At 63.1% G+C, this 15,689-nt stretch carries 10 protein-coding genes and 1 pseudogene; all 11 read right to left on the bottom strand.

The window, feature by feature from the left end; genetic code table 11:
- Nucleotides 1-335: 335 nt before the first annotated feature.
- Entirely contained in the window at nt 336-1,241 is a 906-nt protein-coding gene (locus TZ03_RS16040; protein ID WP_051098980.1) for a LysR family transcriptional regulator, read from the bottom strand.
- Nucleotides 1,242-1,602: 361 nt separating this feature from the next.
- Nucleotides 1,603-4,533 (bottom strand): aminotransferase, encoded by a 2,931-nt coding sequence (locus TZ03_RS16035; RefSeq protein WP_051098979.1) that lies wholly within the window; start codon nt 4,531-4,533, stop codon nt 1,603-1,605.
- A 616-nt stretch (nt 4,534-5,149) separates the two neighbouring features.
- A pseudogene (locus tag TZ03_RS28860) lies at nt 5,150-5,260 on the bottom strand (PIN domain-containing protein); the annotation flags it as partial.
- Nucleotides 5,257-5,724 (bottom strand): helix-turn-helix domain-containing protein, encoded by a 468-nt coding sequence (locus tag TZ03_RS16030; RefSeq protein ID WP_051098978.1) that lies wholly within the window; start codon nt 5,722-5,724, stop codon nt 5,257-5,259. The pseudogene TZ03_RS28860 and the gene TZ03_RS16030, both read right to left, overlap by 4 nt.
- A 180-nt stretch (nt 5,725-5,904) precedes the next feature.
- A complete protein-coding gene (locus TZ03_RS16025) occupies nt 5,905-6,168 on the bottom strand; it encodes a DUF3077 domain-containing protein (protein ID WP_051098977.1) in 264 nt (87 codons plus the stop codon).
- A 471-nt stretch (nt 6,169-6,639) separates the two neighbouring features.
- Nucleotides 6,640-8,271, bottom strand: coding sequence for an ABC transporter ATP-binding protein (locus TZ03_RS16020; RefSeq protein WP_051098976.1), 1,632 nt, complete (start codon nt 8,269-8,271; stop codon nt 6,640-6,642).
- Nucleotide 8,272: 1 nt separating this feature from the next.
- Complete coding sequence (locus TZ03_RS16015; RefSeq protein WP_051098975.1) at nt 8,273-9,292, bottom strand: ABC transporter permease; 1,020 nt, start codon at nt 9,290-9,292, stop codon at nt 8,273-8,275.
- 1 nt (nt 9,293) lies between these two features.
- Nucleotides 9,294-10,367, bottom strand: a complete 1,074-nt coding sequence (locus TZ03_RS16010; protein WP_051098974.1) for a microcin C ABC transporter permease YejB — start codon at nt 10,365-10,367, stop codon at nt 9,294-9,296.
- Between the two features lies 1 nt (nt 10,368).
- Nucleotides 10,369-12,204, bottom strand: a complete 1,836-nt coding sequence (locus TZ03_RS16005; RefSeq protein WP_051098973.1) for an extracellular solute-binding protein — start codon at nt 12,202-12,204, stop codon at nt 10,369-10,371.
- Nucleotides 12,201-14,030 carry an extracellular solute-binding protein gene (locus TZ03_RS16000; protein WP_201775723.1) on the bottom strand — a complete coding sequence of 610 codons (1,830 nt, stop codon included), beginning with the start codon at nt 14,028-14,030 and terminating at the stop codon, nt 12,201-12,203. The genes TZ03_RS16005 and TZ03_RS16000 overlap by 4 nt, the downstream gene beginning before the upstream one ends.
- A 224-nt stretch (nt 14,031-14,254) precedes the next feature.
- Nucleotides 14,255-15,685 carry a lytic transglycosylase domain-containing protein gene (locus TZ03_RS15995; protein ID WP_051098971.1) on the bottom strand — a complete coding sequence of 477 codons (1,431 nt, stop codon included), beginning with the start codon at nt 15,683-15,685 and terminating at the stop codon, nt 14,255-14,257.
- Between the last annotated feature and the right edge of the window lie 4 nt (nt 15,686-15,689).

The raw sequence follows: 15,689 nt of genomic DNA, 5'->3' as shown, positions 1-15,689 counted from the left end.
GGCTAAAGTTTCCGTTTTGTATTGCCTGGATTGGCCTCATCGCCGGCAAGCCAGCTCCCACAGGGGCGCGCAATTCCTGAGCCCTGCGCGGTCCCTGTGGGAGCAACTGTCTTGTATTGCCTGGACGGGCCTCATCGCCGGCAAGCCAGCTCCCACAGGGTCGCGCAATTCCTGAGCCCTGCGCGGTCCCTGTGGGAGCAACTGTCTTGTATTGCCTGGATTGGCCTCATCGCCGGCAAGCCAGCTCCCACAGGTACTGCACAGGGCTTGAGGCCTATGCGGTTGAGGTGGGAGCTGGCTTGCCGGCGATGGGCTCCCACAGGGACCGCGCCATGTCAGGCCCTGGGTGGCTCCTTCTCGAACAGCTGGCGCATGGCTTCCAGGTAACGCCTGGCACCCAGGCCCAACGGGCGCGACTTGATCCAGATGATGTCCACCCACAAGCGCAGGCGGCTGGCCATGTTGTCGAAGCGCACCTCGGCCAGCGCGCCCGATGCAATCAGCGGTTCGACCAACGGCTGCGGCAGGTAGGCCCAGCCCAGCCCGGACTGCACCAGGTCCAGCGTGGCCAGATAGCTGTCGGTCAGCCAGATACGCCGCGACAGTACCATGCGCGGGTCCGAGCCGGTGGCCTTGCCCGAGGCCACGATGATCTGCCGTTGTTCGGCGAAGGCCTCTTCGGGCAACGGTGTGCCGCTGTTCTGCCCGGCTGGATGGCGCGGCGAGGCGACGGCCACCAGCAGTTGGCTGCCGGCTTCGAGGAATGACTCGCGCTCATCGATGCCGGGCCGCTCGAACACCAGCGCCAGTTGCACGCTGCCGTCATGCAGCAGGCGAATGGCTTCGGTCTGGGTGGCTGAGCGCACCTCGATTTCCAGGCTGGGGAAGTCCTGGGCGAGGATTTCCAGTGGCTGGCTCCAGCGGCCGGTCTGCAGCTCGGGCGCCATGGCGATGGTCAGGCGCTTTTCCAGGCCCTTGTGCAGTTGCAGGGCCTGGGCGTCGAGCAGGTTGAGCTGGCAGATCACCTGCCTGGCCTGGGGCTCCAGCGCCAGGGCGGCGCTGGTGGGCAAGGCCTTGCGTGTGGCCCGGTCGAACAGGACCAGGTCCAGTTCGGCCTCCAGCTGGGCGATTGCCATGCTCACGGCTGACGGGACACGGCCCAGCTTGCGGGCGGCGGCGGAGAACGAGCCGGCCTCCAGCACCGCGAGGAAGATTGCCAGGGAGTCGCTGGAGAAGGCCATGTTCGGTGAACCTGATGTTGGGGCGTTGTGAGCGAATAGTAATGGATGGGGTTGCCGAGGGTAGGGCTTGAGGTTTACGGCGCCTGTGAGATCGAGCGCCGCCCGCGCGGCGCTTCGCGGGCAAGCCCGCTCCTACATTTGTTTCGGGCCAATGCATCCTGTGCCATGCGCGCGCGACCGCCTTGGTGCATGGCTCGATATCGAAAGGTACCAACAAGGCGGTCGCGCGCTGCCATCACAGGCATAACTGGCCCGAAACAAATGTAGGAGCGGGCTTGCCCGCGAAGCGCCGCGCGGGCGGCGCTCGATCTCACAGGCGCTGATCATCTAAAGGCCAACGCCTCCAGCCCCACCCAATTCCCTACAGCCCTTCACCCAGTACCCGATCAATACTATCGACAAAGTAATCCACGCTGGCCCGGCTGGTGCACATCGGCGGCTTGATCTTGAGAATGTTCAGATAGTCGCCAGTTGGTTGCATGAAAATACCCAGGTCACGCAGGCGATCACACAACGCCATGGTTTCCTCGGTGGCTGGCTCCAGGGTTTCACGATCGCGCACCAGCTCCAGCCCCAGGTAGAAGCCCGAGCCATGCGCCGCGCCAGCCAGCGGATGCTTGTCGACCAGGGCCTGCAGGCGTGCCTTGAAGTAGCGCCCGGTGTCGCGGGCGTTGTCCCACAGGCCTTCCTCCTGCATCACGTCCAGCACCGCCATGCCGATGCGGCAGCTGACCGGGCTGCCACCGGCCGAGGAGAAGAAATAGCCCTCGGCCTCCAGCGCCTCGGCGATTTCACGGCGGGTGATGACCACCCCCAGCGGCTGGCCGTTGCCCATGCCCTTGGCCATGGTGATGATGTCGGGCACCACGCCCTGTTCTTCGAAGCCCCAGAAGTATTCGCCCAGGCGGCCATAGCCGACCTGTACTTCGTCGGCAATGCACACGCCGCCACGGGCGCGGACCTTGGCGTAGGCTTCGCGCAGGTAGCCTGGCGGCAACGAGATACCGCCGGCATTGCCGTACACCGGTTCGCAGATGATGCCCGCCAGCTGGCGGCCACGGGCATCGAGGTCGGCCAGCTTGCTGTCGACGTCGCGCAGATAGTCGACGGTGCTATCGGCACCGCGGAAACGGCCGCGGAAGGTGTTCGGCGCCTCGACCGGGTGCACCCAGTCCGGGCGGGTTTCCAGGGCCTGTGGGTTGTCGGCGATCGAGGTGGAGATGGCATCGGTGGCCACCGACCAGCCGTGATAGGCCTCCAGCACGCTGAGCAGGTCGCGCCCGCCGCTGTAGGCCCAGGCCAGGCGAATCGCCAGGTCGTTGGCCTCGGTGCCGCTGTTGACCATGAATACCCGGTCGAAACCTTCGGGAGCCAGGGCCAGAAGGCGTTCGGAGAACTCGGTGATGGCTGCGTAGTGGAAGCGCGAGTTGGTGTTCAGCAGCGACCATTGCCGCGCCGATTCGGCGACCATGCGCGGATGCCCGTGGCCCAGTACCGCGACGTTGTTGAGCATGTCCAGGTACGAGCGGCCCTGCATGTCGATCAGGTAGTTGCGCCAGCCGCGCTCGATGTGTGGCGGCTGCGCGTAGTAGTGCTTCTGCGAACGGGCGAAGCTGGCATCACGGCGGGCCAGCAGGGCCTGCGGGTCGGGCAGCGGTTCGGCATCGCAATCGAAGCCCAGTAACTGCGCGGGTGAAGGGCATAGGGCCAGCCAGGCAGCGGCATGGGATGGGAGGGCGAAGAACGGTGGCTGGATGCCGTTGTCCAGGCACAGCTGTACGCTGAGGAAGCCACAACTGCTGCCCAGCGACTGGCCTTTTTCCACGGCCTGACCATCTGCAGGTGCGTCTTCCAGGCCTTGCAACCACAAGGTCCAGTGCGCGCTGCGCAGGCAGCCCCGCCCATCGCCGTGACGCTGCCAGGTACCGGCTAGTGGCGCCTGCACCAGGCTGCCGTTGGGCACATGCAACTCCACGCCCAGGGCGCAAGTGGCAGGTTCTGCGGGGCGGTCGATATGGGTTTGCGACAGGCGATATTGCCCATGCAGGCTGCAGGCTGGGGCTGGTTGCAAGGTCAGCAGGTGCTGGTCGAAGCCAGGCGCCTCCCAGTTGCCCGCCTCGCAGTGCACGCTGAGCACGCCCAGGTCGACTCGCGTCACTGCCTGCCCATTCAACTCGGGGAGCAGGGGCGCGCAGTTGCTCAGGTCTGGTGTAGTGGGGTGCACGCCGGCAGCCTGCAGTATGGCCGCTTCCATCAGGGCGAAAGGCACGGCGGTAGCGGTGTCGAAGATTTCCCATTCATGGGCGATGTTGTCGCGGGTGTACTGGTTGCCCGGGTCGACGGCGAGCTGCTGTTCGCTGCTCAGTACCAGCACTGCTGCGCGATTCAGTACCAGCGGCCACAGGGCACGTAGCTCGGCTTCGCTCAGCGGGTTGAGCGCCTGGTAGGCACTGATCGCCGGCAGGATCCGCAGCGGGTCGCCTTCGGCGTGGTGCAGCAGCGCCGCGCAGGTCACCGACAGGTCGGCGATGCGCCAGGTGCGCAGCAGGTCGCCGAAATCGATCACGCCCTGCAGCTGCCACTGACGCTCGTCATCACGGGCCCAGACGGTGTTGTCATCGGTGATGTCCAGGTGCACGGCCTGGCTTGGCAGTTGATCAACCAGCGGTGCGAGGTGTTCGGCGGCTGTGCGGGCGGTGTGTTCGATACGGGCGCGTTGTTCGGTGTCTTGCAGCACTGGCAGCAGGTGCTGGATCAATGCCTGCGCATGCTGCGGGTCCCATTGCAGGGTGCGCGCCAGGCCGGGATGGTCGAAGTCGACCAAGGCCTTGTCCAGCTTCGCACAAAGCCCGCCCAGTTCAGCCATCAGGCGTGGTTGCATATGCTTGAGGCGGGTCAGCGGCTGACCTTCGATATAGTCGAGCAGGCGCATGCGCAGCGGTTGACCGTCGATGTTCAGTTCCAGCAACGCCTGGCCGTTGAGGGCTGGGCGTACAGCCGGCACCGGCAAACCTTGGTTGCGCAGGAACTTCAGGGCGGCGTGCTGCGCTTCCAATTCCAGCTGGGCATAGCTGCCATGGCAGGCCTTCAGTACGAAGCAGCCTTGTGGCGTGTCCACGTGAAAGTTCAGGTCTTGCTGGCTGCCCATTGCCGTCAGCTTGCCGGCAAGGCCGTAGTGCTGCTGCAGCACGGCGTGGGCCTGGGCTTCGCTGAGCGCAGGGCCAGGCAGGCCGGAACGCTGGATCAGCGTGGCCAGGGCAGGGGAGGCGGGCTGGTGCTGTGGGCTGGACATGAGGCTCTACCGTTGCTGCTGGAATTGACGGTAGAGAATTTATGCCCTATCTGGCTGATGATGAAAGACGATTGTTGTCAGAAAATTTGATGAATGGTCCGGTGCGCTCCATGGCCAGGTGGGTTCCCTTCAAGCTGGATCCGGCCGCAGCGGGCACGCTAGCGTCAAACGTTGTATCAAGCTGGCCCGCAATGCCTGAAGCTCGGGCGGCAGTCTCACGGGCGCACTGTCCATGTGGAAGCGGGCGTGCCTAAACGCCAGATAAGCAACGTAGGGCCCGGGAAGTGTTCACCGTGGCATTTACATCGCTTATGAGATCGAGCGCCGCCCGCGCGGCGCTTCGCGGGGCAAGCCCGCTCCCACTGTCTATTTTGGGCCAGTCACTTCTGTGAAGTCACCTCTGTCCGCCTTGTTTGTCCCATTCGATATCGAAGGGGACGCAGTTGCTTTTCATCGATCTCCAGCCATGCATCCAAGATGCGCGCGCCTATGGCATAGGAGTAACTGGCCCGAAACAAATGTGGGAGCGGCCTTGTGCCGCGAAGCGCCGCGCGGGCGGCGCTCGGCCTCACGGTCGATATAAATGCCAAGGCGAAAACCTAGCAGCTCAAAATGGCCAACGTACCCGGTAGATGCCGATGAGCGCAAGGTTCATCAGAAAATCACGTAGTGGGGCAGGATAAAGTACGTTCGCGTCGTATATGGCCGTGAAGGGCGAGTGCTTCATTCGTACCCCATCTTTAATTCCTGAGCTTGGGCTGCCAGCGCGTCCATTGCGGCACGGCTCACCTCATCACGTTTGTCCTTGTAGGCAACCAGGTCGGAGAATTTGACCCGACGGTGGCGACCCGTTTTGGTATGAGGAATCACCGCTTCGTCTAGCAGCTTTACCAAGTGCGGCCGAGAGACGTTGAGCAGGTCTGCTGCCTCCTGGGTAGTCAGTTCGGCGTGGATCGGAACGACTTTGACCGAGTTGCCCAAGGCCAGCTCGCTGAGAATCTCGCCGAACAGACGCAGCGCAAAAGTGGGCACTTCAACAACCTGACGCTGATTTTCCTCATTGAGCAGTTCGATCCGTTGGGTATCTGATTTTGTCGAGAGGAACGCCGCTAGTGTGCGGCTCGATTCGACAGCCGCGGCAATTTCTTTCTCATCGGGAAGCACCTTGCGAGAGAGGTCGGCGGTGGTCATGGGCATCTCCAGAGCGGTATCGATTGTGAGGCTGTGGCGACGATGCTGCAGCCTGGATTCGATTTATATTCGAAATATTCGAAAATCGCAATAAACGAAACAGCCGGATAGGGAGAGGTTGCCCGGAGAGTGGCTGGCTTTCGAGGAGTGGCAACCGATTGATCCCGGGCAACTACGTACTCAGCGCATCATGCCCAGTTCGGCGTCATCCATTAGCGCCTTGGCCATCGCACTCAGGTAGTGGGCAGCCCAGATCATCATTGGTTTTTCGTCCATCAGGCCGGTGATGGTCAGTTCGCGTACGTAACCCATCAATTCCGACGATTGCTCACGGGCGTCGCGGCAGGGGATGCCTGGCTCGATGCGGAACAGAGGGTGGGTGCCGTGTTCGCCTTGGCAGAAGGTGGTCTTGCCTACGGTGAAATGCGTGTCTTCTGTGGTCATTGGTCAATCCCCCTGGAAATTCTCGATAGTCTGGACTGGCCTCTTCGCGGGTAAACCCGCTCCTACAGCGACGGTGCACGTCCTGACGCTTTTGGTGTCGGCGGAATGGGGATTGCGGGGTGGATCGGGGACAATCTTCAGCATCGTGATTAACCTCTCGGGGGCCATCACCTGCCTGCTGTCAAACAGTAGGGTGGCAGCTGTACGTGGGTTGACAGACCGGTGGTTAATCACGCAAAAGTTCCGGCGCACGCAAGCGTGCCCACACGCACAGCCGCCATAAAATGGGGCTTTCTGCGTGAATTAACCGTCACAGCCTGTCAAAGCTGTGTCGCTGAACATTCAACGACACACCGAGACTAGAGCCCTGCCAGAGCAGCCGCAACGGAAAATACGCGGCAGGAGTATGTTTGGGAAATGGCCTACAGGGAAGAGGTTAAATCCGACATTTCAGGGGTTCTGCGCTCGATCTCAAGGGCGATGCAAGGCTTCAGGCGAACCGACATCCACCTCCAAAAACGCCGCCTCCAGCAACTGCCGGGTATATGGATGCTGCGGCGCATGGAAGATCGCCTGCGCATCCCCTTGCTCCACCACATGCCCATGCTTGATCACCATCAACTGGTGGCTCAGCGCCTTGACCACCGCCAGGTCATGGCTGATGAACAGGTAGGTCAGGTTGTACTTCTGCTGCAGATTGCGCAGCAACTCTACCACCTGCCGCTGCACCGTGCGGTCCAGCGCGGAGGTGGGCTCGTCCAGCAGGATCAGCGCCGGCTTCAACACCAACGCCCGGGCAATCGCAATGCGCTGACGCTGCCCACCGGAAAACTCATGCGGATAGCGATGGCGCGTGCGCGGGTCCAGCCCCACTTCCTCCAGCGCCGCGATAATCGCCGCTTCCTGTTCCTGCGCGGTGCCAATGCGGTGAATGCGCAACCCTTCACCGACAATGTCCTCCACGCACATGCGTGGGCTCAGGCTGCCGAACGGGTCCTGGAACACCACCTGCATCTCGCGCCGCAGCGGGCGCACGGCTTTCTGGTTCAGCCCTTCCAGGTTATGCCCATGAAAGCGAATGCCGCCCTGGCTGGAAATCAGCCGCAAGATCGCCAGGCCCAAGGTCGACTTGCCCGACCCGGACTCGCCGACAATCCCCAGCGTCTGCCCTTGCGGCAAGCTGAAGTTGACCCCATCCACCGCCTTCACATGGTCGACCGTGCGGCGCAGCAAGCCCTTCTTGATCGGGAACCAAACCTTGAGGTCATCCACCTCCAGCAGTGGCGCGCCCACCGGGTTGTGCGCCGGCAGCCCGCTGGGCTCGGCATTGATCAGCATCTGCGTGTAATGGTGTTGCGGCGCACTGAACAGCGTGGCGCATTCGGCCTGCTCGACAATCTGCCCGCGCTGCATCACGCATACGCGGTGGGCAATGCGCCGCACCAGGTTGAGGTCATGGCTGATCAGCAGCAGCGCCATGCCCAACCGCGCCTGCAATTCCTTGAGCAGTTCGAGAATCTTCAACTGCACGGTCACATCCAGTGCCGTGGTCGGCTCATCCGCAATCAGCAGCTCCGGCTCGTTGGCCAGCGCCATGGCGATCATCACCCGCTGGCGCTGCCCGCCAGACAGCTCATGGGGCAGGGCCTTGAGGCGCTTGCGTGGCTCGGGGATGCCGACCATCTCCAGCAACTCCAGGGTGCGCGCAGTCGCTTCCTTGCCGGTCAGGCCCTTGTGCAGCAGGAGGATTTCGTTGATCTGCTTCTCGATGCAATGCAGCGGGTTCAGCGATGTCATCGGCTCCTGGAAGATCATCGCAATGCGGTTGCCGCGAATGCGCTGCATGGTCTTCTCGTTCTGCTGCAACAGGTCCTTGCCCTCGTAGCGGATGCTGCCACTGGGGTGACGGGCCAGGGGGTAGGGCAGCAGGCGCAGGATCGAGTGCGCGGTGACCGACTTGCCCGAGCCACTTTCGCCCACCAGCGCCAGCGTCTCGCCCTTGCGGATGTCGAAGCTGATGCCGTCCACCACGCGGTTGACCTGGTCGCCGGTGACGAACTCCACGGCCAGGTCGCGAACTTCGATCAGGTTCTGTTCACTCATGTCACTTCCTCGGGTCGAAGGCATCGCGGGCGGATTCGCCGATGAACACCAGCAGGCTCAGCATCAGCGCCAGTACGGCGAAGGCGCTGATGCCCAGCCACGGCGCCTGCAGGTTGGACTTGCCCTGGGCTACCAGTTCGCCCAGCGATGGCGAACCGGCGGGCAGGCCGAAGCCGAGGAAGTCCAGGGCGGTGAGGGTGCCGATGGCGCCGGTGAGAATGAACGGCATGAAGGTCATGGTCGAGATCATGGCGTTGGGCAGGATGTGCCGGTACATGATCGGGCCGTTGCGCATGCCCAGGGCGCGGGCGGCGCGCACGTACTCCAGGTTGCGCCCGCGCAGGAACTCGGCGCGTACCACGTCCACCAGGCTCATCCACGAGAACAGCAGCATGATGCCCAACAGCCACCAGAAGTTCGGCTGCACGAAGCTGGCGAGGATGATCAGCAGGTACAGCACCGGCAGGCCCGACCAGATTTCCAGGAAGCGCTGCCCGGCCAGGTCGACCCAGCCGCCATAGAAACCCTGCAAGGCGCCGGCGATGACACCGACGATGGAACTGGCCACGGTCAGGGTCAAGGCGAACAGCACAGATATGCGGAAGCCGTAGATCACCCGCGCCAGCACGTCGCGGCCCTGGTCGTCGGTGCCCAGCCAGTTGTCCGCCGACGGCGGCGCCGGGGCGGGCACGCGCAGGTCGTAGTTGATGCTCTGGTAGCTGAATGGGATCGGCGCCCACAGCACGAAGCTGTCTTTCTTCGCCAGCAATTCGCGGATGTACGGGCTCTTGTAGTTGGCCTCCAGCGGGAATTCGCCGCCGAAGGTGGTTTCGGGATAGCGCTTGAACGCCGGGAAGTACCACTCGCCGTCATAGCGCACGGCAATCGGCTTGTCGTTGGCGATCAGCTCGGCGCCCAGGCTCAGGCCGAACAGGATCAGGAATAGCCACAATGACCACCAGCCACGGCGGTTGGCCTTGAAGCGCTCGAAGCGCCGGCGGTTGAGAGGGGACAAGGCCATGTCAGTGCTCCCGGCTGGCGAAGTCGATGCGTGGATCGACCAGGGTGTAGGTCAGGTCGCCGATCAGTTTCACCACCAGCCCCAGCAGGGTGAAGATGAACAGGGTGCCGAAGACCACCGGGTAGTCGCGGTTGATGGCCGCCTCGAAACTCATCAGGCCCAGGCCGTCGAGGCTGAAGATCACCTCGATCAGCAGCGAGCCGGTAAAGAAGATGCCGATGAACGCCGAGGGGAAACCGGCGATCACCAGCAGCATGGCGTTGCGGAACACGTGGCCGTACAGCACCCGTGGCCGGCTCAGGCCCTTGGCCTTGGCCGTGACCACGTATTGCTTGTTGATCTCGTCGAGGAAGCTGTTCTTGGTCAGCAGGGTCATGGTGGCGAAGTTGCCGATCACCAGCGCGGTGATTGGCAACACCAGGTGCCAGAAGTAGTCCAGCACCTTGCCGGTGGTGCTCAGCTCTTCGAAGTTGTTGGAAGTGAGGCCGCGCAGCGGGAACCAGTCGAAGTAGCTGCCGCCGGCGAACAGCACGATCAGCAGGATGGCGAACAGGAACGCGGGGATGGCGTAGCCGACGATGATCGCCGAGCTGGTCCACACGTCGAAATGGCTGCCGTGGCGCACGGCCTTGGCGATGCCCAGCGGGATCGACACCAGGTACATGATCAGCGTGCTCCACAGCCCCAGCGAGATCGACACCGGCATCTTTTCGATGATCAGGTCGATGACCTTGGCATCGCGGAAGAAGCTGTCGCCGAAGTCCAGCTGGGCGTAGTTCTTGATCATGATCCACAGGCGTTCGGGTGGCGACTTGTCGAAGCCGTACATGCGCTCGATTTCGGCGATCAGTGCCGGGTCCAGGCCCTGGGCACCGCGGTAGTTGGAGCCCGCTACCGAGACCTCGGCGCCGCCACCGGCAATGCGGCTGGTGGCGCCCTCGAAGCCTTCGAGCTTGGCGATCATCTGCTCGACCGGGCCACCGGGGGCAGCCTGGACGATGATGAAGTTGATGATCAGGATGCCGAACAAGGTCGGGATGATCAGCAGCAGGCGCCGCAGGATGTAGGCCAGCATCTTAGTTGGCCTCGTCCGCAGGGGCGTCGCTGACCGCTGGCGTTACGTCGGGCTTGATCCACCAGGTGTCGATGCCGATGTCGTACTTGGGCGACACCTTGGGGTGGCCGATGTGGTTCCAGTAGGCCACGCGCCAAGTCTTGATGTGCCAGTTGGGGATCACGTAGTAACCCCACAGCAACACGCGGTCGAGCGCGCGGCAGTGGTCGATCAGGCTTTGCCGCGAGTCGGCGTTGATCAGCTCTTCCACCAGTTGGTCGATGGCCGGGTCGCGCAGGCCGATGAAGTTGCGGCTGCCGGGGTTGTCGGCGGCGGCGCTGGACCAGAACTCGCGCTGCTCGTTGCCCGGTGAATTGGACTGCGGGTAGCCGCTGACGATCATGTCGTAGTCACGCGAGCGCAGGCGGGTGATGTACTGGGACACATCGACGCGGCGGATGTTCAGCTCGATACCGAGGTCGGCGAGGTTGCGCTTGAATGGCAACAGGATGCGCTCGAACTCGGTCTGTGCCAGCAAGAACTCGATGCTCACCGGCTTGCCCTGGGCGTCGACCATCTTGTCGTCGACGATTTTCCAGCCGGCCTCTTGCAGCAGCTTGTAGGCCTGGCGCTGCTGTTCGCGGATCATGCCGCTACCGTCGCTCACCGGGTTGTGGAAGGCCTCGGTGAACACTTGTTCGGGGACTTTGCCACGCAGCGGTTCAAGAATTTTCAGCTCGTTGGCGCTGGGCAGGCCGTGGGCGGCCATTTCCGAGTTTTCGAAGTAGCTGCCGGTGCGGGTGTAGGCACCGTTGAACAGTTGCTTGTTGGTCCACTCGTAGTCCAGCAGCAGGCTCAGTGCCTGGCGCACGCGCACGTCCTGGAATACCGGGCGGCGGATGTTGAAGATGAAGCCTTGCATGCCGGTGGGGTTGCCGTTTGGCAGCTCTTCCTTGATCAGGCGGCCATCGCGCACGGCGGGCACGTTGTAGGCGGTGGCCCAGTTCTTCGCGCTGACTTCCAGGGCATAGTCGAACGCCCCGGCCTTGAGTGCCTCCAGGGCGACGGTGGTATCGCGGTAGGAGTCGAAGGTCATGACGTCGAAGTTGTAGAAGCCGCGGTTGATCGGCAGGTCCTTGGCCCAGTAGTCCTTGACCCGCTCGTAGCGCACCGAGCGCCCGGCTTTCACCTTGGCGACCTTGTACGGGCCGCTGCCCAGCGGGATTTCCAGGTTGCCGCGGTTGAAGTCGCGGCTTTCGTACCAGTGCTTGGGCAGTACCGGCAGTTGGCCGAGAATCAGCGGTAGCTCGCGGTTGTTCTTGTGCTTGAACTTGAACAGTACCTTCAGCGGGTCTTCGGCGACCACTTCGGCGACATCGGCGTAGTACTGGCGGTACAGCGGTGCGCCGTCCTTGATCAGGGCGTTGAAGGTGAACACCACGTCGTCGGCACGCATCGGCTGGCCATCGTGGAAGCGTGCTTCCGGGCGCAGGTAGAAGCGCACCCAGCTGTTGTCAGGGGCTTTTTCGATCTTGCCGGCTACCAGGCCGTATTCGGTGAACGGCTCGTCCTGGCTCTGGCGCATCAGGGTGTCGTAGATGATGCTGATGTTCTCGGCCGACACGCCTTTGTTGATGAACGGGTTGAGGCTGTCGAAGCCGCCGAAGCTGGACTGGCGGAAGGTGCCGCCCTTGGGCGCGTCGGGGTTGACGTAGTCGAAGTGCTTGAAGTCCGCGGGGTATTTGGGTGGCTCGTCGTAGAGGGTGAGCGCGTGTTGCGGTGCGGCCAGGGCGGGAAGGCTCAGGCAGGCGAGCAACAGGCTGCCTGCCAGCCGGCGCAGACGGTGCGTTGGCATCATTGGGCTTTCTCCGAAGTCTTGATCCACCAACTGTTCAGCCCGAGGGTGTAGGGCGGTGTGGTGACGAAGGCGAACCGGTTACGGTAGGCCAGGCGATGGTTGTCGAGGTACCAGTTGGGGATCATGTAGTAGTGCCATGAGAGCACGCGGTCCAGGGCGCGGGCGGCGGCGACCTGGTCGTCACGAGTGCGCGCGGCCAAAAGGGTGTCGAGCAGGTGGTCGACCACCGGGTCCTTGACCCCAGCATAGTTCTTGCTGCCCTTGGTCGCGGCCTGGCTGGAATGGAAGTACAGCCATTGTTCGAGGCCGGGGCTCAGGGTCTGGTTCAGGGTCATCAGAATCATGTCGAAATCGAACTGGTCCAGGCGTTGTTTGTACTGGGCGCGGTCTACGGTGCGCAAGCGCGCATCGATGCCAATGCTGGACAGATTTTCGACATAAGGTTGCAGGATGCGTTCAAGGTTGGGGTTTACCAGCAGCAACTCCATGCGCAGCTGCTGGCCCTTGCTGTCGACCAGGCGCTGGCCATTGAGCTTCCAGCCGGCCTCGGCAAGCAGGCCCAGGGCCTGGCGCAGGGTGTGACGGTTGATGCCACGGCCATCGGTCTGGCTGACCTTGTAGGGTTCGCTGAACAACTTGGCTGGCAACTGGTCACGGAACGGCGCCAGCAGCAGCCACTCCTTGCCGGTGGGTAGGCCGCTGGCGGCAAACTCGCTGTTGGGGTAGTAGCTGGTCGAGCGGCGGTAGGCGCTGCTGAACAGGGCGCGGTTGGTCCACTCGAAGTCGAGCATCAGCCCCAGCGCCTGGCGCACCCGTGGGTCGCTGAAGGTGGCCCGGCGGCTGTTCATGAACAAGCCTTGGGTTTGCGTGGGGATGCGGTGCGGGATCTGCGCCTTGATCACTTCGCCGCGGCGCACGGCCGGGAAGTTGTAGCCGTTGGCCCAGTTCTTCGCCTGGTGCTCGATATAGATGTCGAACTCACCGGCCTTGAACGCTTCGAAGGCCACCGTGGCATCGCGGTAGAACTCGTATTCCACGCGGTTGAAGTTGTACTTGCCGCGGTTCACCGCCAGGTCCTTGCCCCAGTAGTTCTTCACCCGCTCGAACACCAGGCGGCGCCCGGGTTGTACCTGGGTGATGCGATAGGGGCCGCTGCCCAGCGGTGGTTCGAAGGTGGTGGCCTTGAAATCGCGCTTTTGCCAGTAGTGCTTGGGCAGCACCGGCATTTCGCCCAGGCGCAGGATCAGCAGCGGGTTGCCGGCGCGCTTGAACACGAAGCGGATACGCAGCGGGCCGAGAATATCCACCCGTTGCACTTCCTGCAGGTTGGTGCGGTAGATCGGGTGGCCGTCCTTTAGCAGCGTGTAGTAGGAGAACGCCACGTCTGCCGAGGTGATTGGCTTGCCGTCATGCCAGCGGGCTTCCGGGCGCAGGTTGAACACCACCCAGCTGCGGTCCTCGCTGTATTCCACCGAACGGGCGATAAGGCCATAGCTGGAGGTCGGCTCGTCGCCGGACGGGTCGTACTGGCCGGTGCCGACCATCAGCGGCTCGTTCAGCTCATTGACGCCGTATTGCTGGAAATTGGGCGTGGTAATCGGGCTCGACCCCTTGAAGGTGTAGGGGTTGAGGGTGTCGAAGGTACCGAAAGCCATGGCCCGCAAGGTACCGCCCTTGGGCGCTTGCGGGTTGACCCAGTCGAAATGGGTGAATGTGGCTGGGTACTTGAGCGTGCCGAACTGCGCGTATCCGTGGCTTTCGCTCACCATCGCGGCTGCGGGAAAGCTCAAGGCCAGGCTGAGTGACAGCAGGAGGGGACGTATCAAGTCGGCATCCGATCCAGAGGCGTTGGGCTTTGATCGGGGTACAGTAACAGCTTGGTGGGGTTGGAAAAAGAGAGGGGGCAGGGGTTTTCCAGTGGGTATTTATTCAGGCCCATTCGCGGGCACGCCCGCTCCCACAGGTAAAGCACCGACCTTGTTGGCAGTGAGAAAACCTGTGGGAGCGGGCGTGCCCGCGAATGGGCTGCAAAGCAGCCCTTGGGATTATCTCAATGCCCGAGGTAGACGGTCAGGGTCTGGCCTGGCTTGAGGGCATGGCCGCTGCGTGGGTTCCAGCGCTTGAGGTGTTTCATTTCCACATTGAAGCGCTTGGCCACCAGATACAGCGAGTCACCCTTGCGTACCTTGTATTGCGTGGAGCGCTTCCCGGATGCAGCTACGCGGTTGCCGGCGGCACTTGGGGCCTTGCCACCGCGCAGGGCCAGTACCTGGCCTGCGCGCAGGTTATTGTTAGAGAGGCGGTTCCAGCGCTTGATGTCCTTGACCGAAACGCGGTTGGCCTTGGCGATGGCACCCAGGTTGTCGCCACGCTTGACGCGGTAGCTGCGCGTGGCCACCGGTGCCTTGGCTTCGGCGACGGCGCGGGCGAACACGGCTTTGCTCGGTTGCAGGCTGACCAGTTGCTCGGGCTTGAGGTTGGACAGGCTGTCGCTCAGCAGTTGCGCCTTGGCGGTTGGTACCAGCAGCTGCTTCGGGCCATCCACGGTCATGCGCTTCTTGAATGCCGGGTTGAGCTGGATCAGCTCGTCTTCGTCGATGTTGGCGAAGGCCGCCACACGCGACAGGTCCAGGCGGTCGTTGATGGCTACCGCTTCGAAGTAGGGTTCGTTGGCGATCGGGTTCAGGTTCACGCCGTAGGCTTCAGGCGTCAGCACCACCTGCGACAGGGCCAGCAGCTTGGGCACGTAGTCACGGGTTTCCTGCGGCAGTGGCAGGTTCCAGTAGTCGGTGGGCAGGCCGAGCCTTTCGTTGCGCTCGATGGCGCGGCTGACCGTGCCTTCGCCGGCGTTGTAAGCGGCCAGGGCCAGCAGCCAGTCGCCGTTGAACATGTCGTGCAGGCGGGTCAGGTAGTCCAGCGCAGCGTTGGTCGACGCGGTGATATCGCGGCGGCCATCGTAGAAGTTGGTCTGGCGCAGGTTGAAGTGGCGACCTGTCGCCGGCATGAACTGCCACATGCCGGCAGCGCTGGCACGGGAGTAGGCCATTGGGTTGTAGGCGCTCTCGATGGCTGGCAGCAGGGCCAGCTCCAGTGGCATGTCGCGCTCTTCAAGGCGCTCGACGATATAGTGCAGGTAGAGGCTGCCACGCTCACCGGCGCTTTCGATGAACCTCGGGTTGCTGGCGAACCACAGGCGCTGTTGCTCGATGCGCGGGTTGACGTCGATGCTGTCCTGCAGGGCGAAGCCCTGGCGCATGCGCTCCCACACGTCCTGCGGTACCTGTTCGACCGGCTTGACCAGCAGCGGTGCGGGCTTGTGCTTGATCCGCGCCTGGTAGTTGTGCGCGCGAACGCTATCGGATTCGTCGAGCTGACGGGTGCTCTGGCAGCCCACCAAGGTGGCGGCCAGGGCCAGCGCACTGATTTGGGCCAGGCGCGTCAGGGCGACGGAATGAGAGGTTCTGCGGCTACGGGAAGACATCGGC

Source organism: Pseudomonas sp. 10-1B (genome assembly GCF_000935045.1).
GTDB lineage: Bacteria > Pseudomonadota > Gammaproteobacteria > Pseudomonadales > Pseudomonadaceae > Aquipseudomonas.
This window is presented reverse-complemented; position numbering and strand designations above follow the sequence as displayed.

Coding starts and splice junctions, on each gene's coding strand:
- TZ03_RS16025 (WP_051098977.1), bottom strand. CDS start 6,168: ATGACCACAGAAGACACGCATTTCACCGTAGGCAAGACCACCTTCTGC.
- TZ03_RS16015 (WP_051098975.1), bottom strand. CDS start 9,292: ATGGCCTTGTCCCCTCTCAACCGCCGGCGCTTCGAGCGCTTCAAGGCC.
- TZ03_RS16040 (WP_051098980.1), bottom strand. CDS start 1,241: ATGGCCTTCTCCAGCGACTCCCTGGCAATCTTCCTCGCGGTGCTGGAG.
- TZ03_RS16020 (WP_051098976.1), bottom strand. CDS start 8,271: ATGAGTGAACAGAACCTGATCGAAGTTCGCGACCTGGCCGTGGAGTTC.
- TZ03_RS16005 (WP_051098973.1), bottom strand. CDS start 12,204: ATGATGCCAACGCACCGTCTGCGCCGGCTGGCAGGCAGCCTGTTGCTC.
- TZ03_RS15995 (WP_051098971.1), bottom strand. CDS start 15,685: ATGTCTTCCCGTAGCCGCAGAACCTCTCATTCCGTCGCCCTGACGCGC.
- TZ03_RS16035 (WP_051098979.1), bottom strand. CDS start 4,533: ATGTCCAGCCCACAGCACCAGCCCGCCTCCCCTGCCCTGGCCACGCTG.
- TZ03_RS16010 (WP_051098974.1), bottom strand. CDS start 10,367: ATGCTGGCCTACATCCTGCGGCGCCTGCTGCTGATCATCCCGACCTTG.
- TZ03_RS16030 (WP_051098978.1), bottom strand. CDS start 5,724: ATGACCACCGCCGACCTCTCTCGCAAGGTGCTTCCCGATGAGAAAGAA.